General features: G+C 45.9%; 24 protein-coding genes and 1 other RNA gene. 5 read left to right on the top strand and 20 right to left on the bottom strand.

All coding sequences use genetic code 11. The features are described from left to right. Nucleotides 1-124 precede the first annotated feature (124 nt). The gene (locus HP548_RS25165) at nucleotides 125-1,204 is read left to right on the top strand and encodes a coiled-coil domain-containing protein (RefSeq protein ID WP_083678793.1); all 1,080 of its coding nucleotides are present in this window, start codon (nucleotides 125-127) and stop codon (nucleotides 1,202-1,204) included. On the opposite strand, the gene HP548_RS25170 is transcribed toward HP548_RS25165, so the two are convergent. Together HP548_RS25170 and HP548_RS25175 are read right to left on the bottom strand one after the other, a co-directional pair. Next, the gene (locus HP548_RS25170) at nucleotides 1,196-2,476 is read right to left on the bottom strand and encodes an ABC transporter substrate-binding protein (protein ID WP_175383165.1); all 1,281 of its coding nucleotides are present in this window, start codon (nucleotides 2,474-2,476) and stop codon (nucleotides 1,196-1,198) included. The two genes, HP548_RS25165 and HP548_RS25170, sit on opposite strands and share 9 nt — an antisense overlap. Before the next feature lie 222 nt (nucleotides 2,477-2,698). Then, nucleotides 2,699-4,033, bottom strand: coding sequence for a PhoH family protein (locus tag HP548_RS25175; RefSeq protein ID WP_076288113.1), 1,335 nt, complete (start codon nucleotides 4,031-4,033; stop codon nucleotides 2,699-2,701). A 153-nt stretch (nucleotides 4,034-4,186) separates the two neighbouring features. Between HP548_RS25175 and HP548_RS25180 the strand changes: the two genes are divergently transcribed. Next, complete coding sequence (locus HP548_RS25180; RefSeq protein WP_064636421.1) at nucleotides 4,187-4,882, top strand: YhcN/YlaJ family sporulation lipoprotein; 696 nt, start codon at nucleotides 4,187-4,189, stop codon at nucleotides 4,880-4,882. A gap of 7 nt (nucleotides 4,883-4,889) precedes the next feature. Here the strand turns inward: HP548_RS25180 and HP548_RS25185 are convergent, their stop codons facing one another. The 6 genes from HP548_RS25185 to HP548_RS25210 all read right to left on the bottom strand — a co-directional run bounded on the left by HP548_RS25185 (nucleotide 4,890) and on the right by HP548_RS25210 (nucleotide 10,654). Continuing rightward, entirely contained in the window at nucleotides 4,890-5,342 is a 453-nt protein-coding gene (locus HP548_RS25185) for a pyridoxamine 5'-phosphate oxidase family protein (protein ID WP_063567005.1), read from the bottom strand. 99 nt (nucleotides 5,343-5,441) lie between these two features. Continuing rightward, the gene (locus HP548_RS25190) at nucleotides 5,442-6,503 is read right to left on the bottom strand and encodes an LCP family protein (protein WP_076288112.1); all 1,062 of its coding nucleotides are present in this window, start codon (nucleotides 6,501-6,503) and stop codon (nucleotides 5,442-5,444) included. Between the two features lie 90 nt (nucleotides 6,504-6,593). Then, nucleotides 6,594-6,890, bottom strand: a complete 297-nt coding sequence (locus HP548_RS25195; protein ID WP_036614990.1) for a YlaH-like family protein — start codon at nucleotides 6,888-6,890, stop codon at nucleotides 6,594-6,596. A 299-nt stretch (nucleotides 6,891-7,189) separates the two neighbouring features. Beyond that, a complete protein-coding gene (typA, locus tag HP548_RS25200) occupies nucleotides 7,190-9,034 on the bottom strand; it encodes a translational GTPase TypA (RefSeq protein ID WP_076288111.1) in 1,845 nt (614 codons plus the stop codon). Nucleotides 9,035-9,211: 177 nt separating this feature from the next. Further along, nucleotides 9,212-9,706 carry a hypothetical protein gene (locus HP548_RS25205; RefSeq protein WP_076288110.1) on the bottom strand — a complete coding sequence of 165 codons (495 nt, stop codon included), beginning with the start codon at nucleotides 9,704-9,706 and terminating at the stop codon, nucleotides 9,212-9,214. 288 nt (nucleotides 9,707-9,994) lie between these two features. Beyond that, nucleotides 9,995-10,654: a TerC family protein gene (locus HP548_RS25210; protein ID WP_076288109.1), complete on the bottom strand. Its 660-nt coding sequence runs from the start codon at nucleotides 10,652-10,654 to the stop codon at nucleotides 9,995-9,997. Nucleotides 10,655-10,757: 103 nt separating this feature from the next. Between HP548_RS25210 and HP548_RS25215 the strand changes: the two genes are divergently transcribed. Further along, nucleotides 10,758-11,459, top strand: a complete 702-nt coding sequence (locus tag HP548_RS25215; protein ID WP_062326458.1) for a TerC family protein — start codon at nucleotides 10,758-10,760, stop codon at nucleotides 11,457-11,459. 130 nt (nucleotides 11,460-11,589) lie between these two features. Here HP548_RS25215 and thiI read toward each other — a convergent pair whose 3' ends face one another. The 6 genes from thiI to HP548_RS25245 all read right to left on the bottom strand — a co-directional run bounded on the left by thiI (nucleotide 11,590) and on the right by HP548_RS25245 (nucleotide 16,512). Then, nucleotides 11,590-12,834 carry a tRNA uracil 4-sulfurtransferase ThiI gene (thiI, locus tag HP548_RS25220; protein ID WP_076288108.1) on the bottom strand — a complete coding sequence of 415 codons (1,245 nt, stop codon included), beginning with the start codon at nucleotides 12,832-12,834 and terminating at the stop codon, nucleotides 11,590-11,592. Nucleotides 12,835-12,840: 6 nt separating this feature from the next. Further along, complete coding sequence (locus HP548_RS25225) at nucleotides 12,841-13,989, bottom strand: cysteine desulfurase family protein (protein WP_175383166.1); 1,149 nt, start codon at nucleotides 13,987-13,989, stop codon at nucleotides 12,841-12,843. Nucleotides 13,990-14,163: 174 nt separating this feature from the next. Further along, on the bottom strand, nucleotides 14,164-14,925 hold the full coding sequence (locus tag HP548_RS25230; protein ID WP_076288106.1) for a lytic transglycosylase domain-containing protein: 762 nt from the start codon (nucleotides 14,923-14,925) through the stop codon (nucleotides 14,164-14,166). A gap of 242 nt (nucleotides 14,926-15,167) precedes the next feature. Then, entirely contained in the window at nucleotides 15,168-15,587 is a 420-nt protein-coding gene (locus tag HP548_RS25235; RefSeq protein WP_175383167.1) for a hypothetical protein, read from the bottom strand. A 34-nt stretch (nucleotides 15,588-15,621) separates the two neighbouring features. Further along, the gene (locus tag HP548_RS25240) at nucleotides 15,622-15,840 is read right to left on the bottom strand and encodes a DUF1540 domain-containing protein (RefSeq protein ID WP_064636410.1); all 219 of its coding nucleotides are present in this window, start codon (nucleotides 15,838-15,840) and stop codon (nucleotides 15,622-15,624) included. A 165-nt stretch (nucleotides 15,841-16,005) separates the two neighbouring features. Next, nucleotides 16,006-16,512 (bottom strand): YpuI family protein, encoded by a 507-nt coding sequence (locus HP548_RS25245; protein ID WP_063567014.1) that lies wholly within the window; start codon nucleotides 16,510-16,512, stop codon nucleotides 16,006-16,008. A 287-nt stretch (nucleotides 16,513-16,799) separates the two neighbouring features. Between HP548_RS25245 and HP548_RS25250 the strand changes: the two genes are divergently transcribed. After that, complete coding sequence (locus HP548_RS25250; RefSeq protein ID WP_076288104.1) at nucleotides 16,800-18,677, top strand: S8 family peptidase; 1,878 nt, start codon at nucleotides 16,800-16,802, stop codon at nucleotides 18,675-18,677. Nucleotides 18,678-18,772: 95 nt separating this feature from the next. Here HP548_RS25250 and HP548_RS25255 read toward each other — a convergent pair whose 3' ends face one another. Together HP548_RS25255 and pdxR are read right to left on the bottom strand one after the other, a co-directional pair. Continuing rightward, nucleotides 18,773-19,030 carry a hypothetical protein gene (locus HP548_RS25255; protein WP_064636406.1) on the bottom strand — a complete coding sequence of 86 codons (258 nt, stop codon included), beginning with the start codon at nucleotides 19,028-19,030 and terminating at the stop codon, nucleotides 18,773-18,775. Between the two features lie 85 nt (nucleotides 19,031-19,115). Then, nucleotides 19,116-20,636, bottom strand: a complete 1,521-nt coding sequence (gene pdxR, locus HP548_RS25260; protein WP_175383168.1) for a MocR-like pyridoxine biosynthesis transcription factor PdxR — start codon at nucleotides 20,634-20,636, stop codon at nucleotides 19,116-19,118. A gap of 109 nt (nucleotides 20,637-20,745) precedes the next feature. Between pdxR and HP548_RS25265 the strand changes: the two genes are divergently transcribed. Continuing rightward, on the top strand, nucleotides 20,746-21,975 hold the full coding sequence (locus HP548_RS25265) for an aminotransferase-like domain-containing protein (RefSeq protein ID WP_099858460.1): 1,230 nt from the start codon (nucleotides 20,746-20,748) through the stop codon (nucleotides 21,973-21,975). A gap of 250 nt (nucleotides 21,976-22,225) precedes the next feature. Here HP548_RS25265 and rnpB read toward each other — a convergent pair. The 4 genes from rnpB to rpoD all read right to left on the bottom strand — a co-directional run bounded on the left by rnpB (nucleotide 22,226) and on the right by rpoD (nucleotide 25,890). Further along, an RNA gene (gene rnpB, locus HP548_RS25270) (RNase P RNA component class A) lies at nucleotides 22,226-22,635 on the bottom strand. 81 nt (nucleotides 22,636-22,716) lie between these two features. Next, nucleotides 22,717-23,832 carry a Nif3-like dinuclear metal center hexameric protein gene (locus HP548_RS25275; protein WP_175383169.1) on the bottom strand — a complete coding sequence of 372 codons (1,116 nt, stop codon included), beginning with the start codon at nucleotides 23,830-23,832 and terminating at the stop codon, nucleotides 22,717-22,719. Continuing rightward, nucleotides 23,808-24,566, bottom strand: coding sequence for a tRNA (adenine(22)-N(1))-methyltransferase (locus HP548_RS25280; RefSeq protein WP_099858458.1), 759 nt, complete (start codon nucleotides 24,564-24,566; stop codon nucleotides 23,808-23,810). The genes HP548_RS25275 and HP548_RS25280 overlap by 25 nt, the downstream gene beginning before the upstream one ends. Before the next feature lie 184 nt (nucleotides 24,567-24,750). Continuing rightward, nucleotides 24,751-25,890, bottom strand: a complete 1,140-nt coding sequence (gene rpoD / locus HP548_RS25285) for an RNA polymerase sigma factor RpoD (RefSeq protein ID WP_024628459.1) — start codon at nucleotides 25,888-25,890, stop codon at nucleotides 24,751-24,753. Nucleotides 25,891-25,896 lie beyond the last annotated feature (6 nt).

The raw sequence follows: 25,896 nt of genomic DNA on the forward strand, positions 1-25,896 counted from the left end.
AGATTAAATGACTATTCTTTGTGTTATGTAACCACTACGGATATTTCACGTATCTATTTCATATATTGTCTGGAAGAGATAAGCCTGGTCGCATCATATGTAGGTATGGAAAGGAGAATGATGGGTGAAACGTCGATACGGCATTCCCGGCTTCATCGTATGTATTATATTTTTGATCCAGCTACCTTGGACTTATGCCTATGGAGAGCCTTCATCTGAGGAAACACGCGAAATACTGCAACAAAGCCTATCCATCGTCGAAATCGATCATGAAATCGAACGTATTACAGCAAGACAAAAACAGTTGGACGAACAGCGTCAGACGTTATCCATTCAGCTTCAGGAACAGGAAGACCAGATACATACTCAGCAAGACCGAGCGGGCGCAGTTGTAAGATCCTACTATACCGGGGAGCGTGATAGTCTCTTGATGACGGTACTCGGAGCAAGATCCATTAAGGATCTGTTCATTCTATACGATTACTATCAGATTATTATTGGCAGGGATCAGGCTGTTCTGGACAAGTATCAAGATCGATATCGCACGATGCAGCAAACGTCTGCCCAGATTAATCAGACCTCTGCAGAGCTGTCTGAACTCAAAAATAATCTTCAACATCAACGTGAACGGGTACTTGCATTGCAGAAAGAAGTGGACGGAAAAGTAGCTGCCAGCGGGGATGCTGCAGCCATGCAAAAATTGATGGATGAGTTGACCATCTATTGGGAGAACATTGGCATATACGAGGTCAAGCGATATTTTAAAGCTTTGGCATCAGCTATGCAGAACCTGCCACAGTTTATCCAAGAACAAAACGGAGGAATCTCCACTACTGGAACATCGTACACCATTCGAATTGGACAAGATGAGCTGAATACGTTTCTTCGATCACAGAATCCGATCTTTGAAGACTTCGCCTTTCAGTTCGACAAAGATCGAATCACTGCTTCCGGGCAGCGTGATCAGTTGCAATTAAGCATTGAAGGTCATTATACGGTCGAAAATGAACCGCAGAATTCAATTCGATTTCATGTCGATAAACTTGTGTTTAATCAGTTAGAACTACCCGATACCACACGTCGTATGCTGGAACGAGAATTCGATCTCGGATTTTACCCACAGAAAATTCTGTCCTTTGTCAAAGCCACAGAGGTATCCACAAGCGAAGGCATACTTGAAGTAAAGCTCGCCATTTCATTTTGACGAGCTTTGCAAGGCAATAATACTTTTGACATATTGATTAGCCGTAATCTCTCCCGCAAGAAGTTGTTGTATCTTTTTTTGAAAGGCAGAAGTTAGTATAGGACTTTCCGTCATTACGGCCTGTGAAGATTCAGCTGGAAACCAGGATTTTACATCAGTCGTATCATACTTCGTTATTAGTTTCTGTGACTCAAGATCTAGTTCCTGTTGCTTTGCTGGTAAATAGTTAGCCTGTTGGTGCCACTCCGATTGCACGGTAGAGGAAGTCATTCCTTCAATCCAGCGGCTGGCCTCTTCCGCCTCAAGTGAGCCAGCTGCGATAACAAGACTTCTTGATCTTAGCGGTTCCAACGCACTGAGAGCTATCTTCTCCGATGAGCTCTGATCGCCTGCCCCGGCTTTATCTCCACTCAACAAACGAGAAAGCAACGTTACTACCATAGGAGTTCCCGTCTGCTCATCAGAAGAAAAGATCATCGGATTTATGGATTCGGCTGTAATGTGCGACTGAATCTGATCCAACAGCTGTATGATTTGTTGGTATGCCTCCGTCTGCGAAGAAGTTTGCGCTTTCTTAATTTTGTCGGGGGCCATGCCTGGCTCAAACTGATTCAGCCACGCACTTACCGCATGAAGGTCATTTGAATTTATACTTATCAAATCCGTTCCATCTTGTGTTGCTTGTTGTACAAGTTTGATCCATTGCTCCTTATTTTCGGGTAAACCTGCCAAACCGGCTTCGTCTAGGAATGGAGAGCGGGCTGCGAGTACATAAGCGTCAAAATCAAACGGCATCCCCCATTGGTAACCATTCCACTCTGTCATTTCACGTAAGCCAACCACAGTTTCTCCCAAAGACTTGGACAGTGTTGTACCGTTTAACGGATACAGATGTCCTTTTTTGGCATGATATTGAACTTCCGCGCTATCCAGAAGAATAATATCCCCGCTCTCTCCTACCGAAAACTTATTATCAAGCACTCGCTTATATGTAACTGGCTCCAAATTCCGAAGACTGATTTCCACATGTTGAGAAGTTGCTACTTCATTAGCCATCTTTTTAAACGATTTAAAGTCGGTCTCAGACATCGAGACTACAATCTCTAATGGGGCATGTTGGTCTTCACTACGAGATGACGTGTTGGGAAATGCATCTTTTTCCGAATCTCGTTCCTGATTAAGCTGTGAACCTCTAAAATCAAAGCTGGGAGACAGAATCGTTAACGAAAGCAGTAGCACTGCGAACAAAACAACCTGGTGTCCACGCTTCATTAACTTCCCCTCCTTGCTCACCTAATTTTTTCCTGCAACACTCATTGTAACAAATAAGTAGTGCTCTTGTCCTATCCTGCCAAAAAACAGTTTTCCGATATTTTGCATACCTCGAGCATATCGAGTTCTGTGCAATAACTGATTTTTATTTTTCCAGCAAAAAACCGGCCCTAAGAGCCGGTTCAATAGAAACATTTTCCGGGAAATAAACTTCCCGTTACCTTACAATAAATCCGCTGCAAGCTGAGCCAACTTGGAACGTTCTCCTTTTTCCAGCATAATGTGTCCACTGATTCCCTCTTGCTTGAACCGCTCCACAATATACGTCAGACCATTACTTGCTGAGTCCAGATAAGGATGGTCTATTTGCTCAGGGTCACCCATCAAAATGATTTTACTGCCTTCGCCCACCCTTGATACAATAGTCTTCACTTCATGTCGAGACAGATTCTGCGCTTCATCAATAATGATGAACTGTCCTGGTATAGACCGTCCACGAATATAAGTGAGTGCCTCAACCTGAATACTGCCAAGACCCATTAGAATTTTATCAATGTCGCCTGCTTTTTTGGTATCAAACAAAAATTCCAAGTTATCATAAATCGGCTGCATCCATGGTCTTAGTTTTTCTTCTTTCTCACCAGGGAGATAACCGATATCTTTCCCCATCGGAACAACCGGACGAGCGATCAATAATTTTTTGTACTTATGATCATCCTCCACTTTAAGTAAACCCGCAGCAAGCGCCAACAAAGTTTTTCCTGTACCCGCCTTTCCTGTAATCGTGACAAGTGGAATATCATCATTCAGGAGCAGTTCTAGGGCCATACGCTGTTGCGCGTTACGTGCACTGATGCCCCATACATTATCATTACTAAGGAAAAGTGGTTCCAACTTCGTTCCTTCTGTATTTACTTTGAGTAAAGCCGATTTATTGGTTCCCATCTCATCCTTGAGAATTACAAATTCATTCGGGTAAAGCGAATAAGACAACTGTAACGGTTTGATCGGTAGGAAGCGATATGTGTAAAACTCATCAATGACCGAAGGATGAACCTTCAGGGCAGTATAGCCTGGATATAATTCACTAAGGCCTGCCGTTCGATCTGATAAGTAATCCTGTGTGAAAAGACCGAGTACATCCGCTTTGATACGAACAAGCACATCCTTGCTGACCAGAACCACTTGTCGCTCAACGACCTCTTTCTCATTTTCCTCAATCTGATAATTCAGTGCGACGGCCAAAATCCGATTATCGTTGGATACCTCTCCAAACATTTCCTGTACTTTTACAAAACTACGATGATTCAGTTCCACTTTCAGATAGCCTCCATTAGCTAAAGGGACGCCACTGTGCAGATGTCCCAATTCACGCAACCCATCAAGAAGTCTTGATACATTACGGGCATTACGCCCAATTTCATCGGCATTTCTTTTTTTGGAGTCGATCTCCTCCAGTACAACCGCGGGAATGATTACCTCATGTTCATCAAAGGCAAATATGGCATTGGGGTCATGCAGAAGCACGTTCGTATCCAATACAAAAATCTTTTTCATTCAATCCCCTCCAAAGCGGCGTCGTTAAAGGCATGGATAAGTTTGATCTTTCAGCAGCGACATGGACAATCATGCTCCCATACATAAATGTATTCGACTAGGACAAAATAATTGTCAACCATTCTGAAAAACTCCAGGAAAGGATGAACATTTATGAAATATTGGGTTTGCACGCTGCTTCTGATCTTTATACTTACAGGCTGCAACAGTTCTACACGTAATGCCTCGCAGCAACAAGGTCAGCATGCCAAAGGTTACGGAGGAAATGTTACAACTCAGCAAGACCAAAGGAAAGGATCTCACATGCTCAATACTCAGGAAGATCGGTTGCACCCTTCAGCTGTGGACCATCTGACCGAAAATACAGGTGAGGTTCATGAGAAAAACGTTATGGACAACACCAAAGCCGATCGGATGCCAAATGAAAAAAGGGTGACCCACCTCAAAACACTTGCCAAGCAAGTGGAAGGTGTCAAAGATGCCAACTGTGTCATTCTTGGTAATACAGCCGTAGTTGGCATTGATGTCGACGGTGAACTGGAGCGTGCACGAGTAGGTACAATTAAATACTCTGTAGCCGAAGCCCTCCGCAAAGATCCGGAAGGTGTGGATTCCATTGTTACCGCAGATGCTGATGTCACTGAACGCATTAAGGAAATTGGTGAGCATATTCGTCAAGGTCATCCAATATCCGGTTTCGCTTCAGAACTTGCTGACATGGTGGGCCGGATCATTCCCCAACTACCCAAAGATGTCAAAGTCCGTCAAAATCCGGATGAACATGTTGAACGTGAACAACAAATGCAGCAGCTGCATTCTTCAGACAAAAGACAACAAAAAGCCCAGTGATCTCTCACTAGGCTTTTTTCATTGCAGTAAAAACCTGCTCATCTAATTTCTCAGCAGCACGCTGATCATATATTTTGACAAATTGAGGCACAGAAGATAGCTGGGCTCCATAAAAAAGGGCGTTTCTTACCGCTTCAATGGAAATGTCGAAACAGCACATATTAAACGGAACATCCTGTAACGGATTTTGTCGTACGGAAGCACGTCCGTTTACCGCATACACCATCTCTTCTCCAAAAATGGTGACGGTAATAGCCGGGTTCTCGATCATATTGTTCACGAGACGTGAACGATGATCAATCGCCACACGAAGGGTAGAAGCATTCTCCGCATAAATCCAGGAGATTGCTGTTGATGTCGGACCTCCAGATTCAATGTCCACGGTGCTCAAAAGCACAAAGGTTTCGTTCTTGAATTGCTGTAAAAGAGATTCAGTCAATTGTGTGACGGCTTCGGACATCCAACCAGCCCCCTAATCTTCTTTATGCAATTCTTAATTCGTTGTTGATGATATTATAGCATACCATCAAACTTGCTTCCAATCCCAAAAGAATCAATGTTACTCAGCTGTTGGAGATGCTGTTACTTTGCCTGAAAGTGTATCCTGCAACGCCTGTTTGGCATTAGCCAATTCAGTTTCGTTGATATATACATATGGACTTCTCCACTCTCCGGTTACAGGTGTGTAGTGCACATCCGATTTGGAAATATTCCAATAGGTTGAAATGAAGTTCTTCATTTGCTCTGATTCCACATCTGTTGTCATGTTATCGTCAACAGCGCCTATCACTTTACCAATCTTCGTTACGCCTCCCAGTGATTTCAACTGATCCAACATGGAATTCAACACTTGATTCTGACGTTTATTTCGGTCAAAGTCGTTGGATTCATCTGTCTTCGGCTTACAGTTCGATTTACGGTAACGAACAAAATCAAGTGCTTCTTTACCATCCAAATGCTGTGCACCAGCTACCAGGTTAATATCCGTGCCATCGGCCGTATCTTTGTAACACATGTTTTTATCCACTGTCACATCCACGCCACCTACAGCATTAACCGCATCACGGAACGCTTGAAAATTCAATACCGTTGTATAATTAATATCCACATTCAGATATTTTCCCATCATTTCTTTCATTTGGTCCTCTGCATTTTTGCCAGAGGTTTTTTCTTGGGCTTTAAATTTAGGATAATAGGAATTCAATTTATTCGCCTTATATCCATCCAACTGAATACGGGTATCCCGAGGTAAAGATACAATGGTTGCCGTCTTGGTCTCCGGATTCAGAGAAGCTACCATAACCACATCCGAGAGATACGTACCTGTTTCGGGACGGTTATCCGTACCTAGCAGCAACATCGTAATGGGTTTGGTTTTGGCTGACATTCCAGCCGGTACTGGCTTATCAATACCCGTATCAGCTACCTGATTGTATACCCAATAGAGATATCCGCCGCCAACCACAATTGCAATAACCAATAAACTTAAAATCAGTCTGCCAAAGGTTCGCATCTTTTTCTTCTTCTTTGGTTGCTTGCCTTTGCCGTTCTTCGATCCAGAAGCGCCGGATTGAGTCGGTGCCTGTCTCCGTGGAGGCAGTCCGTTCGAATTCGAGTTCATATCTTCAACACCTTTATCACATCTGTTTTGGCCTATATATAAGACAACCGCTTTCCCTAAGGAAAACGGATGGTCTATACTATACAGAATTTATGAGTTTCGAGCGGCAGCTTCCGCTTTTTTCTTTTGACGACCTTCAATAAAATAACGCACTCTCACTAACAACATCAAACCAACCGCGACCAACAAACATTGAATGATGGGCAGCTTGTCGATCTGAAAAATAAGAAGCATGAATGTGCCCATCGCCATCAAAATATAGAGAACGATTTCCTTACCAAGTGGCAATTTCTGACGTACCCGAAACACCTTGTTATATACGTAAGTAATCAATACAAAGATGACGATGTAGGCTACGATCGGGTGTGATGCGAACCATGCTTGCATGCACAGCCAGCTCCTTTCGTGTTCATGCTAGGATATAAGTTAACTATTGTGAAACCCTTTCGATAACTCTGAATAAGACACACATCGGAGGTGACCGTTCCGGTATCGGATCGTTCTTTTGATCGCTGTTATCCCCAGATTTTTTTGATCCATTTACTCAATGGTAAAATCCGGGGATAAAGGCGAACGCTTCGCTTCTGCAGAATCGAACCCGATCCCTTCACTACTTCCACTGTGCATAACATCGTTAACTTCTATGTTCCATCAAACGTTAACTTATATAGTTTATTTTGTTGTTATTAGGCTTTCGAAGCCATTTTACGTTGTTTCTCAGCACGCTCACGCTCGGATTTATTCAGGATCTTCTTACGAAGACGAATAGATTTCGGTGTAATCTCACAATATTCATCTTCATTCAGATATTCAAGCGCCTGTTCCAACGAGAAGATAATCGGAGTTTTAATTTTAACCGTATCATCTTTACCAGAAGAACGAACGTTAGTCAGTTGTTTTTCTTTGCAGATGTTAACAACGATATCATTGTCACGTGTATGTTCACCAACAATCATACCTTCGTAGATTTCAGTACCCGGCTCCAAGAAGAGCGTACCGCGATCCTCAACGCCCATCATGCCATAGAACGTAGATGTACCAGTTTCAGTTGAGATCAGCACGCCTTGGTGACGTCCACCTACTTGACCGGATACTACTGGAGCGTAGCTGTCAAATGCATGGTTCATTACACCGTAACCACGAGTCAATGTCAGGAAGTTGGTGCTATATCCGATCAAACCACGTGCTGGGATCAGGAACTCCAGACGAACTTGGCCACTACCTGTGTTGACCATGTTAACCATCTCTGCTTTACGTGCGCCCAGGCTCTCCATTACGGAACCCATGCTTTCTTCAGGGATATCAATCAACAAGCGCTCTAGAGGTTCCATTTTCTTACCGTCAACTTCTTTAACGATAACTTCTGGTTTGGATACTTGAAGCTCATATCCTTCACGACGCATATTTTCAATCAGGATACCTAAGTGAAGCTCACCACGTCCAGAAACGACAAATGCATCCGGGCTATCCGTTTCGTCAACACGAAGGGAAACGTCTGTTTCCAATTCTTTTAACAAACGCTCACGAAGTTTACGGGAAGTTACCCATTTACCTTCACGACCTGCGAATGGACTGTTGTTCACGAGGAACGTCATTTGCAGTGTAGGCTCATCAATTTTCAAAACTGGAAGTGCTTCAGGATTGTTTGGATCAGCGATGGTTTCACCAATGTTGATGTCCTTGATTCCTGCAATCGCGACGATGTCACCTGCTCCTGCTTCTTCCGTCTCAATACGTTTGAGACCCTGGAAACCGAACAGTTTCTCGATACGTGCAGTTTTGCTCTTACCATCACGCATAATAACCGTTACCGATTGTCCTTGACGGATCACACCGCGGTTAACACGACCAATGGCAATACGGCCAAGGTATTCATTGTAGTCCATCAAAGTAACGAGGAATTGAAGTGGTTCTTCAACATTTTCGGTAGGGTGTGGGATGTGACTAACGATGGTATTGTAGATCGCCATCATGTTGTCATCCTGTTTAGCAGGATCACTTTCCATGCTGGATGTTCCGTTCAATGCGGAAGCATATACAACAGGGAATTCAAGTTGTTGATCGTTGGCACCCAGTTCAATGAACAGGTCCAATACTTCATCAATTACCTCAGCCGGACGAGCCGCTGGACGGTCAATTTTGTTTACAACAACGATAGGTGTAAGGTTGTGCTCCAGTGCTTTACGCAATACAAATTTCGTTTGCGGCATACATCCTTCATAAGCATCAACAACGAGCAATACGCCGTCAACCATTTTCATGATACGTTCCACTTCACCACCGAAGTCGGCGTGTCCTGGTGTATCCACAATATTGATCAGGTAATCTTTATAGGTAATAGCTGTGTTTTTGGCCAGAATCGTAATACCGCGTTCACGCTCCAAATCGTTGGAGTCCATTGCGCGCTCCTGTACCGTTTCGTGATCACGGAAAGTACCGGATTGCTGGAGCAACTTGTCGACGAGCGTTGTTTTCCCGTGGTCGACGTGGGCAATAATCGCAATATTGCGAATGTGTTCTCTTGAATGCATGGTTTGTATCCATATCCTTTCCAATTTCAATTCTTATCTACTAAACTTCCCGCAAATTCGCAGGTTACTCACCCAAAATAAGCGTCGGTGATATCCCGACGCATGCCTATATCCCTTATATTATAGTTGATCATAGGTAAAAATCAAGATATTTCGCTTGAAAGACCGCTGGGAATGTTACCAGCCTCTCCCTTGGCGTCCTCGACCAAACAGCAACCACATCCCGCCTACAATTAAAATTACTGCCAGAACGTAGATAATACCGGTGTGAAGCAGTGTAAATCCAAATAAAATAATTGAAAGGATGCCCACGCCCAATGCAACCGGAAGTACCATTGCAGGTCTTCGATGATCAGCCAGTGCATATTCAAGCAAACCAACGGCAATTCCAAGCAAAAAAGCAGGCCACAGGTTGCTCATCAATCCGCTGCCCCATGTATTCGTGATTCCGAACAACAGACCATAGACGGTTAATGTTCCTGCTGGAACGAGTGACCATGATGGCGTGAGCCTTGCATAATATAATGCATGAAGAGCAATACCAGGCAACAAGATGAGCAAAGGCCAGAAGTGCCGTCCAATAAAGCCAAACACACCAAGTTTCCCGAGTAAAATTATTAAACCTGCAATAAAAATAAATATTCCGATTGCTTTTTCATTTCTCATCCTCATCTACAATCACCTCTTATAACATTTGGCTATGTACCCCGTAAGCTAAACTATAAACTTTCCATGATGACTGAATGTTCCCAGCCTTCTTCTAGTGTAGCCGATGTGTATACAAAAAACTACACTTTATGTCGTACTTCGCCTCTCTCCATTATCCTGTATTACCCTAAAATGATCGGTCTATGACTTATTCAAGTTCACCCATTTCTTCTGAACAAATAAATACAGCAAAAAACTGCCCTTTACGGGCAGTTCGCCAGAAAATTCACATTTCCATTTGCTCAAATCAACTTACACGTTTCGACGAACGAACTTGTGTGCTCCTCCAATGGCGATTACAAGACAAGCCATAGCTACAGGAAGCAGTGTATGTGCCTCAGCTGCCAAGCCACCAAGCCACTGTCCCAGCTTCGGATCATTCATCACCATCTCACCTGCTGTGAAGGCCAGAATACCTGAACCGGCAAATACCAGAATCGGAAACCGCTTCAACAAACCGACAATCAACCCGCTGCCCCACACCACAATCGGAATACTTATGGCAATCCCGATGACTGTAAGCGCCAAGTCCCCATCCGCGAGAGCAGCAATCGCGAGAACATTATCCAGACTCATGACAAAGTCAGCAATCAAAATAGTTTGGATCGCTTTCCAGGTCGTGGACGCCTTACGAATATGTACTTCATCTTCATTCTGAAGCAGCAGCTTGACAGCAATCCAGAGCAACAGCAAACCGCCGGCAGCCTGAATAAAAGGAATACCCAACAGCAGTACGGCTGCAAAGGTTAACAAACAGCGCAAAACTACAGCGCCGAAAGCCCCCCACCATACCGCCTGCTTGCGCTGTCTCACCGGCAAATCCTTGCTTGCAAGCGCAATAACAACCGCATTATCTCCACTCAGAACCAGATTGATCATTAATATTTCGGTCAACAGCCATAGCGTATCCATGCTTCTCCCCCCCACTCTAACTTGTATGTCAAAGTTGTCCATGCTATTCTTAAACGTTGAACAAGCTTTCTGAGGTTTGGATATATAGAAGGAGTGACATCGTATGGAGCTGTTTAGCCCCGCTTTTTGGCTAGCGTTGTTGAACGTTGTATTTATTGATCTAATTCTGGCTGGCGATAATGCCATCGTGATTGGTCTCGCAGCTCGAAATTTGCACCCTTCTGTGCAGAAAAGGGCGATTCTTTACGGAACAGGCGGCGCACTTTTAATTCGTATTGTAGCCACTGTGATTGTGCTCTGGCTGCTTAAAGTGCCTTGGCTGCTTCTTGTTGGGGGATTACTCCTGATCTGGATTGCGTACAAGCTATTGGCAGATCAAGGGGAAGAGCATTCGGATATCAAGGCTGGCAGTTCTCTCTGGGTAGCCGTGCGAACCATTGTCATTGCTGACGCTGCCATGGGACTGGATAACGTCATCGCCGTTGCTGGTGCAGCACAACAGCATTTGGTACTGGTTATACTCGGACTGCTGATCAGTGTACCTATTATCGTGTGGGGCAGTACGTTGTTTATCAAATTAATTAACCGTTTCCCTTGGATTATTTATCTTGGAGCCATCGTGCTGGGATATACGGCTTCCAATATGATCACAGAGGAACACCGCCTTGTTCCTTTCTTCACTGAGCATCCTGCACTTAGAATCTTATTTATCGTCCTCGTCACTGCTGGTGTCGTGTTTGCAGGATATCGTAAACGTGCAAGCAGCAATAAACCAGGTGGAGAGCGGCAGCATTCGTATTCCTAAGCTTTAAATAAGTGAAATTCCCATCAGCCACAACCATAAAAAGGACTGACCGATAATACATCGGTCAGTCCTTTTTCTTCATGCAGATAACATAGTGCTTATTATGTCATTCAATCCAGAATGAGGTTCCTCAAAACCACTCTTCTTTCATGTCATTAACTTCATCCTGTTGATTGGTTATCATAAAGTTTTCACCTGCATGCAGCGTAATTGTTTCTGTCTTCTCCACCGCCTGCTCCACCCATTCCGGTAGCTGACTCATAGTCGCTTCGATTTTGTCCACAATGCGAAGATTCGGGTTCGTTGTTGGGGATTTCGGTACAAAAAGAGTACAACAATCCTCATATGGCAAAATCGATATATCATACGTTCCGATCTGTTTGGACAGAGTAATAATCTCCTGCTTGTCCATCATGACAAGTGGTCGCAGCAACGGCAGATCCGTCGCACGTCCAATGACATTCATGCTTGGCAGGGTCTGGCTTGCTACCTGACCCAGACTATCTCCGGTAATCAGTGCAAGCGCACGTTCACGTTCAGCTAGCTTGGTTGCAATACGTAACATGGAGCGGCGCATCAGTGTGATGATCAAGTTATCCTGTCCCAGTTGGGTAAATGCTGTTTGAATTTCCGTAAAAGGAACCAGATGCAGCTTAATTGTGCCTGCATGATCAGCAAGTGCACGCGCCAAATCAATGACCTTTTCTTTGGCACGCTGGCTTGTGAACGGATAACTGTAAAAATGTACACATTCCACTTCCAGGCCTCTACGCATCGAAGACCATGCAGCTACAGGGCTGTCTATGCCACCCGATAATAACAGCATCGCTTTACCATTTGTACCCAAGGGAAATCCACCTACGGCCGGAATGACTTCACTGAAGATATACGTGCCCTGGTCCCTGATTTCCACACGTAGTTCAATGTCAGGTTGACGCACGTCTACACTTAACTGCTGGAATTTCCGAAGAATCGGAGAACCCACTAGATGGTTCATTTCATGCGAAGAGTTGGGGAACTCTTTCCATACACGCCGCGCATTAACTTTGAATGTGGTACCGTCTTTGAATTCAGACTCTCTCTCATCCATAAAAGCAACGGCAGTCTCCACGATTTGATCAGTTTCAGATGGAGTCACTTTAACGGGACTGATCGACGTAACGCCGAATACTCGTTTCAGCACAGCAATCAGTTCTGTATGAGATTCACCACCCAGATCAACATACAACCGTCCAAACTCCTTCCGCAGACTTGCACCTGGGTAAGGTTTGAGCAGAGAACGTACCTGGGTGATGATTGTTTTTTCGAACCGGGCACGGTTTTTTCCTTTTAACATAAACTCTCCGAAGCGGAGAAGCAGCATATCATATTTCATCTAAAATCACATCCGCCTTTCCAACGGGCGCAGCTGCGCCACCATCTGATGTAAAGCCTGCTCCAGCAGTGCCACATCTTCTTCTGTATGTTCATCTCCAAGACTAATACGCAATCCACCAGCAGCACAAGCATTATCCCTGCCCATAGCAAGCAATACCCTGCTGGGTTCAGCCGATCGCGAAGAGCAAGCAGATTGTGTAGAAACAGTTACTCCAAGTTGTTCAAGGGTATGCAGCGCCACTTCTGCCTTCATCCCAGGATAGGAAAAATGAACAATGTGCGGAGCACCCTCTTTACGACTATTTAACACAAGTCCGGGAATCGTATCTATGACCTCCATAATACGATTTCGCAAAATCGTTGTACGTTGTGCAAAGTCAGCCTGACGTTCCGCAGCGAGACGCATCGCCTTCGCCATACCCACAAGCAAAGGTACGTTTTCAGTTCCCGCTCTCAGTCCCTGTTCTTGAGAACCCCCTGACAATAAAGGGGTAAGCTCCACTCCACTTCGTACGTAGAGAAGTCCAGCTCCTTTGGGACCACGAATCTTGTGAGCAGACAAGCTGTACAAATCTGCGCCCCATGCCGCAGGTTTAGCCTCTATCTTGCCAAAACCCTGCACGCCATCCACATGAAAAAGCACCTTTGGTGCTTCCTTCTTCAGTCGTGCACCAATTTCAGCAATTGGATGTATCGCTCCTGTTTCATTGTTCACATGCATCAGACTCACAAGCACCGTATCCGATCGTATAGCATCCATTGCCTGCTGGGCGCTAACCAGACCATCGGAATCCACGGGAAGCCAAGTGACCTCCCAGCCCCACTGCTGTAGCTGCACAAAACTCTCGTATACTGAAGCATGTTCCGTTGCAGTTGTAATGATGTGTTTGCCCCGAGACTGGTAATGTAATGCCGCCCCTTTAATAGCAAGATTGTTGCTCTCAGTTGCGCCTGAGGTAAATATGATTTCTTCTGGTTTCACATCAATGGCGGCGGCACAACCAGATCGCGCTCGGCGCAACAGTTGATGGGCTCGCTCACCATATCCATGTATTGAAGACGGATTCCCATATTGGGCCTCCATAATCTCGGCCATTGTACGAACGACATCCGGATGAGGAGGCGTTGTTGCCGCATAATCAAAATATTTCAAATGAGGTTCCCCTCCTTGTCTGTTCGTTGTGGAATCTACAGTGAGCATTGTAACACGATCCCCGCTCAACACAAAAAGACCAAACAGGAACTAAGCACATTTAAGGCTGCTGTTCCCGCGTTTGATCTCTTCCTGGACGTACTGTTGTGTTGCCATTTCTGTCGTTTATACCATTTATACCGTATATTTCGACTGTGCTTTCTCCACTTTGGAAATATAAGCCTGTGTTTCCGAAGGGAGGCGGTTAAGTACACTCATCAGTTCAGCGTCACTCGATACACCCAGACTCGAAACCCGTCCCGGGCCGGCATTATAAGCAGCAAGTGCCATCTTCACCTCGCCACCAAAACGCTGAAGCTGGAGAGATAGGTATTTGGTTCCACCATCTATATTTTGAGCGGGATCGTAAGCGTTACTTACTCCCAACCCTGCTGCCGTACCATCCATCAACTGCATTAGTCCTTTGGCACCTGCGGAAGACACAACATTCGGATTGAAACCGGATTCAGTGTCAATGACCGCCTTGATCAATGATTCAGGCACCCCATATTTGGCGCTCGCCGAAGCAATCAAAGATTCAAAATCAGTAGGAACAGATGCACTCGAATCCCCTGTTCCAGTATTTAACAGGGAAGATAAAGAAACCACATTACTGTTCGAGGAAGAAACAGAACTTGTATCTGGGTTATACATACTGCCCAGTTGCAGCCACAACAGACCGTCACTGGATCGTTTGGAGATCGCAGCAGAATTCACGTCTTCGCCAACGGTACCAGTATTGTTCAAAGTATTTGAATTCGTCCCGAGCAGCCCGTCCATCATACTGGCAAAATCCACTGTTGAAGCGGAGTTTCCGTCTGATGCATTTGTTTCGTTGAGACTATTGGACAATTGCAGTTCCAGCAACTGCCGCGACGCGCGCGGATCAATCTGCATGAGTTATATTCACTCCCGTATAATGTAAACGTAGATTATGACTTTATTCTACATTATTTTACAGAGAGGTTCCATTGTTTTCAAAAAAATAGACCGATCATACAACTTTATTTCGTAAATGCGAAAAAACCTTCTGCAATCCCCATTTAATTAAGGTGGGAGCAGAAGGCTGCAAATAATAAGCTCATATCCTGTTTGGTTAAGCACTTGTGTATTGCTTATTACATCATGTTTGTGCTTTATTAACGGGCGAATGGAATCATGAAGAAATAGCTTAGTGTTGCCACTGCGCCAAGTCCGATGGACCACGCACCCGCCGTTTTCCGGCCATTGACGTAAGCATAGTAACCAAGTACCGCTGCAGCTGGACCAAGGACAATGGACCACATAAATAAGGATGCGATACCAAAGGCCAGACCCATATATCCGGAGATTCGGCCAGTAGATTTCATAACACCGTCTTCATCTTCACGCTTCACAGGGGTATGATCTGTTCTTTCCGTAGCTTCTGTTCGAATAGAACCTGTTGGGGGCGCTACCTCTGCGCCATACTCTTCTCTGTGGCTACGTCTTGGATAGTCTACACGCTGACGTTGCTTTTCATCTAACGGAGTCGTTTTTGGACGTTGGAACGATTGATCATCTCTACGGTCATTATTCATTGCAAAGCACCTCCATATAAATGGGAATGACTGCTCATTTCGGTTTGAATGTGTGACAGCAAGTCGCAGATGAAGTACGGGCATGATCGTGATGATCGGAATCAAAAGTCTCTCCTGCAAATTCCTCATGTAAGCGACGGGTGGCATGTTGGTCGATGTCAATCATGATGGCATCAGCCTGGCAGAAATTGTTTTCTCCCCAGAAGTGGCAGTTAGCAACACTGCATTTGACGATCGGCTTCTCTTGGCTCATTTTTATCACCTCGACATCTATTGTCTCCGCACCGCAAATCGGCTATTCTCCAACGAAATGCCAGATGATGACATGATCCTTTATCTATAATGCCAGTTAAAGAAAACGCAAAAAAACCGCCACAAGGGCGGTTTTGTCCAATTCGTATATAAGTTGAAAATGTAATTACGCGTGATTGCGTTGGTTTTGCATGCGACGCTGCGTTAGGTAGTCACTTTCATAAAAAGCCAAATCATCGCGCAGTTCTTCGTACGTTTTGGATATCTCAAGAATGACATCACGTACTGCTCGAATTGGCTTATCACGGAAACGGATTGCATCCTGACCAGTGTAAGCATATCTTCCATCTTCGGAGTAACATTCATTTTTAGGATAGAAAAAGCTGTTTATGCTTTGATGGTATGTGTTATAGAGAGCCTTTTCGGCAAAATCGACATCAAAATTGGCACGACGCAGCACAACGCCAAGTTTTTCGTAAGAAACTTCAGAAAAAACGAGCAAATGACGGAGATCCGAAAGAAATCCTTTGTAGAAGGCTGATGACTCCTCCGTCTGATTCTGATCCAGTTCAGGCAAGGCATTTTCATTCAAAAATTTTTCGATCCGATCGATAGCCGGTTTTAACTTTTCCCTAGTTGACTCACATGTTTTCTGTACATTGGCTGCTGACATAAAGGTAGCTCCCCCTTAAATAAGTCCTTACATATAGATCGGCCAACGGGAGGTTCTCCCCTGACCTTGAATTCTCAGGTACTATCCTACCATAAAAAGTTGACGAGCGGTATCCCTTAATCAGGCTTTCCCTTTCTGTTCCTGAACATGCCCATTACACACAGCTCACCTGATGTTCACCTGCATAAAAATAACCGCTTTTCCTAACGATAGATATATCCAGTGACAACGATGAAATCAGAGCACTGTAAGATGATTGTCAAAATAAACGAGGAGGTTCCATCCTTATGTCCAGACCGAAATGGGTTAACTGGGCCATTGCCGCGGGTGCGGGCGCACTTGCCTTGACGCTTTTGCTTCCAACGTCCAATCGCCCTGTTCCTGCTCCAAGTGCCATGCCCGATTCTCCACACGAGGAACATGCGAGCAAACAACGTCTTAAAGTCCAGGATGTAAAGTCAACCGATCTGCTCACCCGTGCAGATGCCAAACAGCACCTCAGCATCATGCTTGAGAAGACCTCCAAAATGAATGATGTGCAAATAAGTCAATACGTTAAAGAGCTACAACAAACACATGATCATATACGGTCTATTGATGTAATGAATACCAAGGGATCACGCAGTCGGCACTTTGACAAAACAGCAGCAAAAGGAAGTAAAATGGAACAGCAAAAGCTGGAACATTCTCTCGCCCTAGCCAAGAAAGCAGTGAGCAAACGTCAAAGCTTCGAGTCTTCTTCCTTTCCTCTGGGCAAGGAAAAGTTTTTTGTTATGGCGCAGCCCTCCAAGGATGGAGAACGTGCCGTCATCGCTCTCTTTAGCCAAAATGTACTGAATGCCGTGGAACAGCATCAGCGCAAAAATTTGCGCATGATTCCTTATCCGCGTGAAGGTAAATTCAAAATCGAGTCTGTGCACCCCGACACCCTTAAAGAAATCACTGTAAAAACAGGACATGATAATGCCAATGCCAGCCATTTTTACGAAAATGAAATCGTCATTCGGTTCCGTCAGGATCCAGGTGAACGGGATATGCGCATGATTAAATCTGACCTGCGGACGCAATCGGCTCGCAAGCTGGGATACACGTATGTTTTTCGGTCGGAACATATGAATTATGAACAATTACATGCTTATTTCGAACGTAAATGGAATCCGCTATATATGGAACCCCACTACATGTATTTAACCAATGAGACCGTTCCTGAACAAAAAGATGTAACCGTGCCCAATGATATTTTGTTTTCCGATTACCAATGGAACTTGCCCGCCATTGAGACTAACCGCGGCTGGAATATTACGAAGGGCAACAAAGATGTTATCGTTGCGGTGGTAGACACCGGCGTTGATCTGACTCATCCCGATCTGAAGGGTAAGCTGCTGAAAGGTTATAACGTTGTCGATCCGGCGAGCCAACCGCTCGATGACGTAGGCCATGGTACACATGTAGCAGGCATCATCGGCGCTGTTGTGAATAACAACGAAGGTGTAGCAGGCATGAGTTGGTATAACAAGGTACTGCCTGTTAAAGTGCTGGACAATTCGGGTTCAGGCACAACCTATGCTGTGGCCGAAGGTATCATTTGGGCTGCTGACCATGGAGCCAAGGTCATTAACATGAGTCTGGGTAACTACGCCGATGCCCAATTTCTTCATGATGCTATCAAATACGCTTTTGATCGCGACATCGTATTAATTGCAGCGACCGGTAACGACAATACGGAACGACCAGGATATCCCGCCGCTTATCCGGAAGTATTTGCAGTATCTGCTACGGATCCGGACATGAACAAAGCTTCCTATTCCAACTACGGGGATTACGTCGATGTGACGGCTCCAGGGTCCAGCATTGCAAGTACGTATCCGAACAACCAATATGCAGCCTTGTCCGGAACGTCGATGGCCAGCCCCCATGTAGCGGCACTTGCAGGCTTGATTCGCTCACTCAACCCTGATCTGACCAATACAGAAGTGATGGATCTCATGCGTCAAAGCGTCATAGATCTGGGAGACCCAGGTCATGACAAGTATTTCGGTTATGGTCAAATCGATGTGTTTAAAGCATTGGAGGCGGCCTCTGGCAACAGTGCCCCACTTCAATTTTGGCCGCAACATGTGAGACAGCAAATGGACAATACAATGAAAAAGTACATCAAACAATAACCGCACACTGGATTTAAAAAAACAAAAGCAGCTGCGCCCCGGGGCGTATGCTGCTCTTTGGTATGTTCACCTATTTCCCCGGGGCACCCGCTGCACTAGCGTTTGCGAGAAGTTGTGCGGGATTTGCTTGATTTTTTCACGGATTTTTTCTTACCGTTGTGGCTTGAAACATAACAAGGATCTTCTTCTTTGACTACGACAGGATACATGTGATGATGGATTGGCACACAGTGATGTTTTTTGATGACTTCAATCGGGTGAATTACGGGTACGATTTGTGGGATGTAGTAATCTTCAACAACCTGGATTGGGTCACATACAATCGGACAAAGCGGTGGACAGAAATGGTTCATTTCAAACCAACTCCCTTTCAAGTGATACTATAACGTATTGCACTGGGTCCGATGTGGATTGGATGTATGTCCGTGTTCCGAAAAATTATATAAGCGGGAGCCTGTCCGCCGTTGCCCCACCCTGTTGCGGTGTAATGTTATTAATGACCATGCATAATACCCGCAGCCCTTCGCATAACAGCTCCTGATTCGTAACCGTGAAGCAAATCCGTAGACTCGCCGTATCCGTTTCCCCCACATAACAAGCAGAGCCTGGCAAAAAAGAAACACCTGCGGCAAGTGACTGGCGGTGCAGCTCACGCATATCCAAACCATCTGGCAATTGCAGCCACAAGTTTAGTCCTCCATCAGGCAAAGTCCAGTACATCCCGGGAGAACCATGTTCCTCCAGTACCGCTGATGCGGCAAGAAGCCGGGAATATAACTCATCCCTCAATCGCGCTGTATACGCACTGTATTGATGTTGTATAAACGATTGCAGCGCCTTTTGTGTTAGCAACGGACTTCCGAGATCCGCAGTGGATTTGGCGGCAACAAGTCGGGTGAGCACACTTCCGTCTGCAACCGCACACGCCACACGACAGCCGGGAGACAATACTTTGCTGAAGCTTTTGATATATATCACATGACCCGTCCCATCCATCGATTTAATGGAAGCAGGGGGAGGATCACGGAAATACAAGTCGGCGAACGGATCATCCTCCAAGATGAGACAATGATAACTTTGAGCAAGGTTAAGCAGTTGCGCACGCCGTTTGGCACTCATCGTAATGCCTGTAGGGTTGTGAAACGTAGGAATGGTGTATATCAACTTGGGCGGGTATGTATCACACAATCGGGTTAACAAATCAATACGCATACCATCGTCATCCATCGGCACCGTAATAATCTTCGCTCCTCTGCTTGTGAACACATCAATGGCTCCCGTATAGCTCGGTGCTTCCATGTAAACAACATCACCAGGACCAACAAACGTACGCGCGACAAGATCGATTCCCTGCTGGGTACCGCTCGTAATCAGCATCCGTTCAGGCATTACCCGCAAACCTCTTTCTGCAAAATGCCCGGAAAACGTCTGACGAAGTTCCCGGTCCCCCTGAAAGGACCCATAGGCTGCCATGCGCTCTGGATGATTCGAGGAAAGCCGGTATGCACTGTCGATGATCTCTCGTGTTGGCAACAATTCAGGCTGAATTGCCGACATATGCAGCTCATATCTAACTTGTGGAGATGCATCAAAATGTCTCCAGAGCTGAGCTCTGGGCAGGTAATCCACAAGAGCCATCTGCCAGTTCCAAGGTGTGCTGGATTCATTCTTTGCATGAGTACGGTGAGTTCTTTCCATATCCTCCGTTTTCTCCAGCTCTTGCGCGCCCCGGACATAACATCCCTTCCCCTGGGAACATGTAATCAGCTGTATGGCTTCGAGCTCGGCATAAGCTTTGGACACGGTGACCAAGCTGACGCCCAGATCAGTCGTCATTTTACGAACCGACGGCAGACGGGTTCCAGGCTCGATTAGTCCAGACCTTATTCGGTCAGCAAGTGTAAGGGCAATCTGAACATACAATTTGGTGCTGCTTCCCCGTTTCAATTCAATATGCACACATGCACCCTCCCAACTGTTATGATCAGCATTTTACTGTTATACTGCATTCCGTCTAATATAGTTTATAATATCAGTATAACAGTGAATAACAGGAGATGAGAATAATATGAATATCCCTTGGTCCAAAATGGCACAAAATACCCCGTCCTCTGTCGTTCGCGACATGTTACAGGCTGCACAGGCGCCGGGAATGATTTCTCTAGCCGGAGGTTTACCTGCCCAGTCATCATTCCCGCTTGAAGCCATCCGTGCAGCATACGAAAAGGTATTCATGGGGGGGTCAGCTGCTCTTCAATATGCAGAGACAGAAGGTTTCCGACCATTACGTGCCAAAATTGCAGAACGTCTTGAATCCAAGGGCATTCCCGCTTCACCTGATCATATGCTTCTGACTACCGGTTCCCAGCAATCCATCGACCTGGTGTGCCGAATTTTGCTCGATCCAGGCGACAGCGTACTGGTTGAATCACCAACCTATCTGGCTGCCCTTCAAGTCATTCATTCCTATCAGGCTGAGGCGCACGGTGTTACCTGTGATGATGACGGCATGTTACCTGAGTCACTGGAGGAACAGCTGCAACTCCATCGACCAAAGCTCGTTTACATCAACCCTACGTTCTCCAACCCGTCAGGTAAAGTATGGAGTCGCGCCAGACGTCAACAAGCGGTGGATCTGTGCCGGAAATATGGCGTACTGATCCTGGAAGACGATCCTTATGGTGAAATCCGCTTTAAACCAGAACAACTGGATGCCCCTGCACTGGCGCAACTGGATGCGGAATCCTATGAGGGTCCCTCCAATGTCATCTACACCAGCACATTTTCCAAAACAGTAGCTCCAGGTCTCCGCACTGGCTGGATACTGGCTGCTCCAGATGTTATCAAAATAGCTGCTCGCGCCAAACAGGGGGCAGATTTGCATTCCAGTAGCATCGACCAAAGAGCACTTCATGCGCTATTGGAGTCTTTCGATCTGGACGGGCATATTCGCAATATCTCACAGGATTATGAACAGCGGATGAAAAAAATGACCACTCTCATGGCTGCAAAATCGTGGGAAGGTATCTCTTGGAACTCACCGCAGGGCGGAATGTTCCTATGGCTGCAACTGCCTGAGAGCATGCTGGCCAGCAATCTGTTTACCTATGGAATTCAGGAGAAAGTATGCATTGTACCAGGGGATTCCTTCTATGCGGGTACACCGGAGCTGAACCGTATGCGGATCAACTTTACTCATACTGATCCTGATCTTCTTCCCGAAGCTGTAGAGCGTATGGACCGTGCCATTCAACGCTGGCATGCATCATTACAGTCGGACAGTGTAGTTACACTGTAACGAACTGTCATCCACTGTATCATTAGGAACAATTTCTCATTCCAACGAATAACAACAAAATTAACAACAAAAATAAGGCGTCAGACCCGAGAAACTTCGAAGTCTGACGCCTTATTTATATGACCTGCAAGTGCAGGAATTCTTTTGAAGTTTAATCGCGTCCTTCTGATCAGTCAGGCACATCAGGTACAATCGTTCTGTTTGCCTGTGACTGATAGTGGACTGCATTTGTTACTGTTTGTGTTGTAGTTAGGAAAGCTTACCGTAAGCCGGGTTCTGTGCTCTTCGTGGTTCAGACGGGAACTACCCTCCCACCACAAGCGACAATCATCTATCTAGGCCATACATTGCTGCACAGCTCAAGCGACCAACCTAGACACACCTCGGGCTAAGGCTGCCTTCTCCGAAGAGTCGACTGTGTCCCATTAGGTCTTGCTCCAGATGGGGTTTACCAGGAACGAAGTCACCAGCGTTCCTCGGGGTCTCTTACACCTCGGTTCCATCCTTGCCTGTGCCGGAAAATCCGGCCATCGGCGGTCCATTTCTGTGGCACTATCCTTCAACTCGCGCTGACTGGACGTTATCCAGCATCCTGCCCTGTGGAGCCCGGACTTTCCTCTCGTGGCAACGAAGGCCACCAGCGATTGTCTGTCAAGCTTTCCGAACAACATTACATAGTATACAGGCATTTGAGTTTACAAACAAGCTTAATCTTACAGGAAGCAATGAACCCGAGTGCTTTTAGATAAACTGGAATACTTCCGTATTTACCTCGGATGCAGTCACTTGCGTGTCATAACGCTTGTCTTCCAAACGTGAGCGCAGCCAATTCGCAGTTTTCGGTTTCATAATTTTTTCGGCATTATGCCCGGCGTCAATGATACACATACCCGCCATCAGCGCATCGTGAGCCGTATGATAATCAATGTCTCCAGTTACGATGACATCGGCACCTTTGAACCGTGCTGGAAGGGTATAACGGCTGCCTGAACCGCCAAGCACTGCTGCTTTTTTGATTTGCCGATTGAGATCGCCTACTACCCTAACGTATGGCACATCCAGTTGGGCCTTAACGACCTCCACCAGCTCACCGAGTGCCTTAGGTTGTTTGAGTGGTCCCAAGCGCCCCAGACCCAGCGTACGGCCTTTTAAATCCATTGCATACAGGTCATAGGCCACTTCCTCATATGGATGAGCCTTAAGCATCGCTTGTACAACCTTGCTTCGTAGACTCTGCGGTACGATGGTCTCTATCCGCATTTCCTCTACACGCTCCATCTGTCCCTCTGTACCGATGAAAGGTTGTGTCCCCTCTCCCGGTACAAAAGTACCTGTGCCCTCCGTATTGAAGCTGCACTTGTTGTACTGCCCGATACTGCCAGCGCCCGCTTCGAGAATCGCCTGGAGCACCTGCTCATGATGAGTGCGAGGTACAAATACAGCCAGTTTGAACAAATGATCTGTATGTACATCCTCAAGTGATTCCTTGCTCTCAATTCCAATGGCCTCGGCCATCCAGTCATTCATGCCGCCTTCAGCCACATCCAGATTGGTATGACTAATATACACCGCAATATCATGCTTGATCAGCTTCTCGTACAGTTTCCCCATGGGTGTATCGGTATTCAATGACTTGACCGGACGGAAGATGATGGCATGGTGCGCAATGATCAGATTGGCTCCAATCCGAATGGCCTCGTCTACAACTTCGTTCGTAACATCAAGCGCGATAAGAACATGCGTAATTTCCTTTTGCAAACTGCCAAGTTGAAGACCAATCCGATCGTCCGGCACGGCCAGATGTTTGGGAGCAAGCTGCTCCATCAATTGAATTACAGTTTGACCTTTGGCAAACATGAGAGTACCTCCTTCAAGTTCACAATAAGACGCTCCACCTCAGCCGCCTTGTCCCGTGAAGACTCCTGATCTGATTTGGAGATGGAATGCACAACACTTTGCAGCTTGACGATTTCGCTCTCCCATTTGGCAAAAAACACATCCGTTGGACGGTCAGTTAAATAAGGCCCCATGCGCAGCAGCAAATCTGATGTCAATTCCACTCCGCCTTCAAGCGGACGAGCGCGATACACTTCCTCATTGGCAATCGGACTGAGTTCTTGCGGCATTGCTGTAATAATCTCGTACACTTTGCCATCTTCCTCAAGCAGCTGTTCTGCAACCACCACCCAGTGATGCTCTAGCAGCCAACGTCTGAGAATATCCTCACCAACATTAGGCTGCAAAATAAGAAGCTTGACCTCATCCAGTTTGGAGAGGCCACGATCCAGAATGGAGGCAATGAGTGCTCCTCCCATACCGGCAATGGTGATAACATCCACTTCTCCTGCAGAGATGACATCCAAGCCATCTCCACGACGTACTGTTATTCGTTCCTTCAGGCCTGCATCGCTGACTTGCTTGCGTGCAGCTTCATAAGGGCCGGGGTTGACTTCTCCGGCTACTGCACCTGCTGCTTTCCCGCTGCGTACTGCTGCTACCGGAAGCAAAGCGTGGTCTGAGCCAATGTCAGCCAAGCGGCTTCCTTCGGGAATTTGATCATGTATCCGCTGTAATCGATTCGAAAGTTTCATGAAGCACCTACACCATTCATTTAATTTATTGATTTGCATTGAACAACGAAAAGCGATAAAATGAAATCCAATAAAACATTTCAAGGATGAATTACCAAAACCAAGAAATTTAGATATTCAATTTAAAAATAAAGGAGACCCCGCCGCCGCTTAAGCGTCTTGCGGAAAGTCTCCCATAGTGATGTTATTCGAGGAAATCTTTAAGCCGTTTACTGCGGCTAGGGTGACGCAATTTGCGAAGAGCTTTGGCTTCAATTTGACGAATACGCTCACGCGTAACACCAAATACCTTGCCCACTTCTTCCAGCGTTCTTGTACGTCCATCGTCCAGACCAAAACGCAGACGAAGCACGTTCTCTTCACGCTCAGTCAAAGTATCCAGGACATCTTCAAGCTGTTCTTTCAGCAACTCATAAGCAGCAGCATCCGCCGGAGCCAATGCTTCCTGATCCTCGATGAAATCACCCAGATGGGAATCATCCTCCTCACCAATCGGTGTTTCCAGGGAAACCGGTTCCTGAGCAATCTTCGTAATCTCACGAACTTTTTCCACACTCAGATCCATCTCGGCAGCGATTTCTTCTGGTGTCGGTTCACGCCCAAGTTCCTGCAACAGCTGACGGGATACCCGGATCAGCTTATTGATCGTCTCCACCATATGCACAGGGATACGAATCGTACGTGCTTGGTCCGCAATTGCACGGGTGATCGCTTGGCGAATCCACCACGTCGCATAAGTACTGAATTTATAACCCTTTTTGTGGTCGAACTTCTCAACCGCTTTGATCAGACCCATGTTACCTTCCTGAATCAGATCCAGGAACAACATTCCACGTCCAACATAACGCTTGGCGATACTGACCACGAGACGAAGGTTAGCTTCAGCCAAACGACGTTTCGCTTCTTCATCCCCGTTTTCAATCCGTTTAGCCAGTTCTACTTCGTCATCCGCAGACAACAAAGGTACACGACCAATTTCTTTGAGATACATACGAACAGGGTCGTTGATTTTGATTCCTGGTGGAAGGCTGAGATCATCATCAAAGTGGAATTCATCGTCTCCCTCTCTGGTGTTGTTCTCGGAATCTTCACTAGGGCGAAGGGTTACCTCTTCATCATTTTCGTTCACGACATCAATACCCAGGTCGCTCAGTTGTTCATAGAACTCATCCATCTGCTCTGCATCTTGCTCAAATGGGGAGAGTTTTTCTATAATTTCCTTGTAGTTCAACGAAGCTCTTTTCTTACCTGATTCAATCAATTGATCCTTAACCTGATCCAGTGTCAATTCTGTTTCTAGTTCAGTATGCTGATCATTCGCCATAACTCG

The organism is Paenibacillus taichungensis, from assembly GCF_013359905.1.
GTDB lineage: Bacteria > Bacillota > Bacilli > Paenibacillales > Paenibacillaceae > Paenibacillus > Paenibacillus taichungensis.

What these genes read in the sequence shown, in the direction of transcription:
- typA (WP_076288111.1), bottom strand. Translation starts at nt 9,034, where the DNA reads ATGCATTCAAGAGAACACATTCGCAATATTGCGATTATTGCCCACGTC.
- HP548_RS25210 (WP_076288109.1), bottom strand. Translation starts at nt 10,654, where the DNA reads ATGGATACGCTATGGCTGTTGACCGAAATATTAATGATCAATCTGGTT.
- HP548_RS25255 (WP_064636406.1), bottom strand. Translation starts at nt 19,030, where the DNA reads ATGAACCATTTCTGTCCACCGCTTTGTCCGATTGTATGTGACCCAATC.
- HP548_RS25180 (WP_064636421.1), top strand. Translation starts at nt 4,187, where the DNA reads ATGAAATATTGGGTTTGCACGCTGCTTCTGATCTTTATACTTACAGGC.
- HP548_RS25230 (WP_076288106.1), bottom strand. Translation starts at nt 14,925, where the DNA reads ATGCAGATTGATCCGCGCGCGTCGCGGCAGTTGCTGGAACTGCAATTG.
- HP548_RS25205 (WP_076288110.1), bottom strand. Translation starts at nt 9,706, where the DNA reads ATGAGGATGAGAAATGAAAAAGCAATCGGAATATTTATTTTTATTGCA.
- HP548_RS25250 (WP_076288104.1), top strand. Translation starts at nt 16,800, where the DNA reads ATGTCCAGACCGAAATGGGTTAACTGGGCCATTGCCGCGGGTGCGGGC.
- HP548_RS25195 (WP_036614990.1), bottom strand. Translation starts at nt 6,890, where the DNA reads ATGCAAGCATGGTTCGCATCACACCCGATCGTAGCCTACATCGTCATC.
- HP548_RS25175 (WP_076288113.1), bottom strand. Translation starts at nt 4,033, where the DNA reads ATGAAAAAGATTTTTGTATTGGATACGAACGTGCTTCTGCATGACCCC.
- HP548_RS25275 (WP_175383169.1), bottom strand. Translation starts at nt 23,832, where the DNA reads ATGTTTGCCAAAGGTCAAACTGTAATTCAATTGATGGAGCAGCTTGCT.
- HP548_RS25185 (WP_063567005.1), bottom strand. Translation starts at nt 5,342, where the DNA reads ATGTCCGAAGCCGTCACACAATTGACTGAATCTCTTTTACAGCAATTC.
- HP548_RS25235 (WP_175383167.1), bottom strand. Translation starts at nt 15,587, where the DNA reads ATGAATAATGACCGTAGAGATGATCAATCGTTCCAACGTCCAAAAACG.
- HP548_RS25170 (WP_175383165.1), bottom strand. Translation starts at nt 2,476, where the DNA reads ATGAAGCGTGGACACCAGGTTGTTTTGTTCGCAGTGCTACTGCTTTCG.
- HP548_RS25245 (WP_063567014.1), bottom strand. Translation starts at nt 16,512, where the DNA reads ATGTCAGCAGCCAATGTACAGAAAACATGTGAGTCAACTAGGGAAAAG.
- HP548_RS25215 (WP_062326458.1), top strand. Translation starts at nt 10,758, where the DNA reads ATGGAGCTGTTTAGCCCCGCTTTTTGGCTAGCGTTGTTGAACGTTGTA.
- HP548_RS25240 (WP_064636410.1), bottom strand. Translation starts at nt 15,840, where the DNA reads ATGAGCCAAGAGAAGCCGATCGTCAAATGCAGTGTTGCTAACTGCCAC.
- HP548_RS25190 (WP_076288112.1), bottom strand. Translation starts at nt 6,503, where the DNA reads ATGAACTCGAATTCGAACGGACTGCCTCCACGGAGACAGGCACCGACT.
- HP548_RS25265 (WP_099858460.1), top strand. Translation starts at nt 20,746, where the DNA reads ATGAATATCCCTTGGTCCAAAATGGCACAAAATACCCCGTCCTCTGTC.
- HP548_RS25280 (WP_099858458.1), bottom strand. Translation starts at nt 24,566, where the DNA reads ATGAAACTTTCGAATCGATTACAGCGGATACATGATCAAATTCCCGAA.
- thiI (WP_076288108.1), bottom strand. Translation starts at nt 12,834, where the DNA reads ATGAAATATGATATGCTGCTTCTCCGCTTCGGAGAGTTTATGTTAAAA.
- rpoD (WP_024628459.1), bottom strand. Translation starts at nt 25,890, where the DNA reads ATGGCGAATGATCAGCATACTGAACTAGAAACAGAATTGACACTGGAT.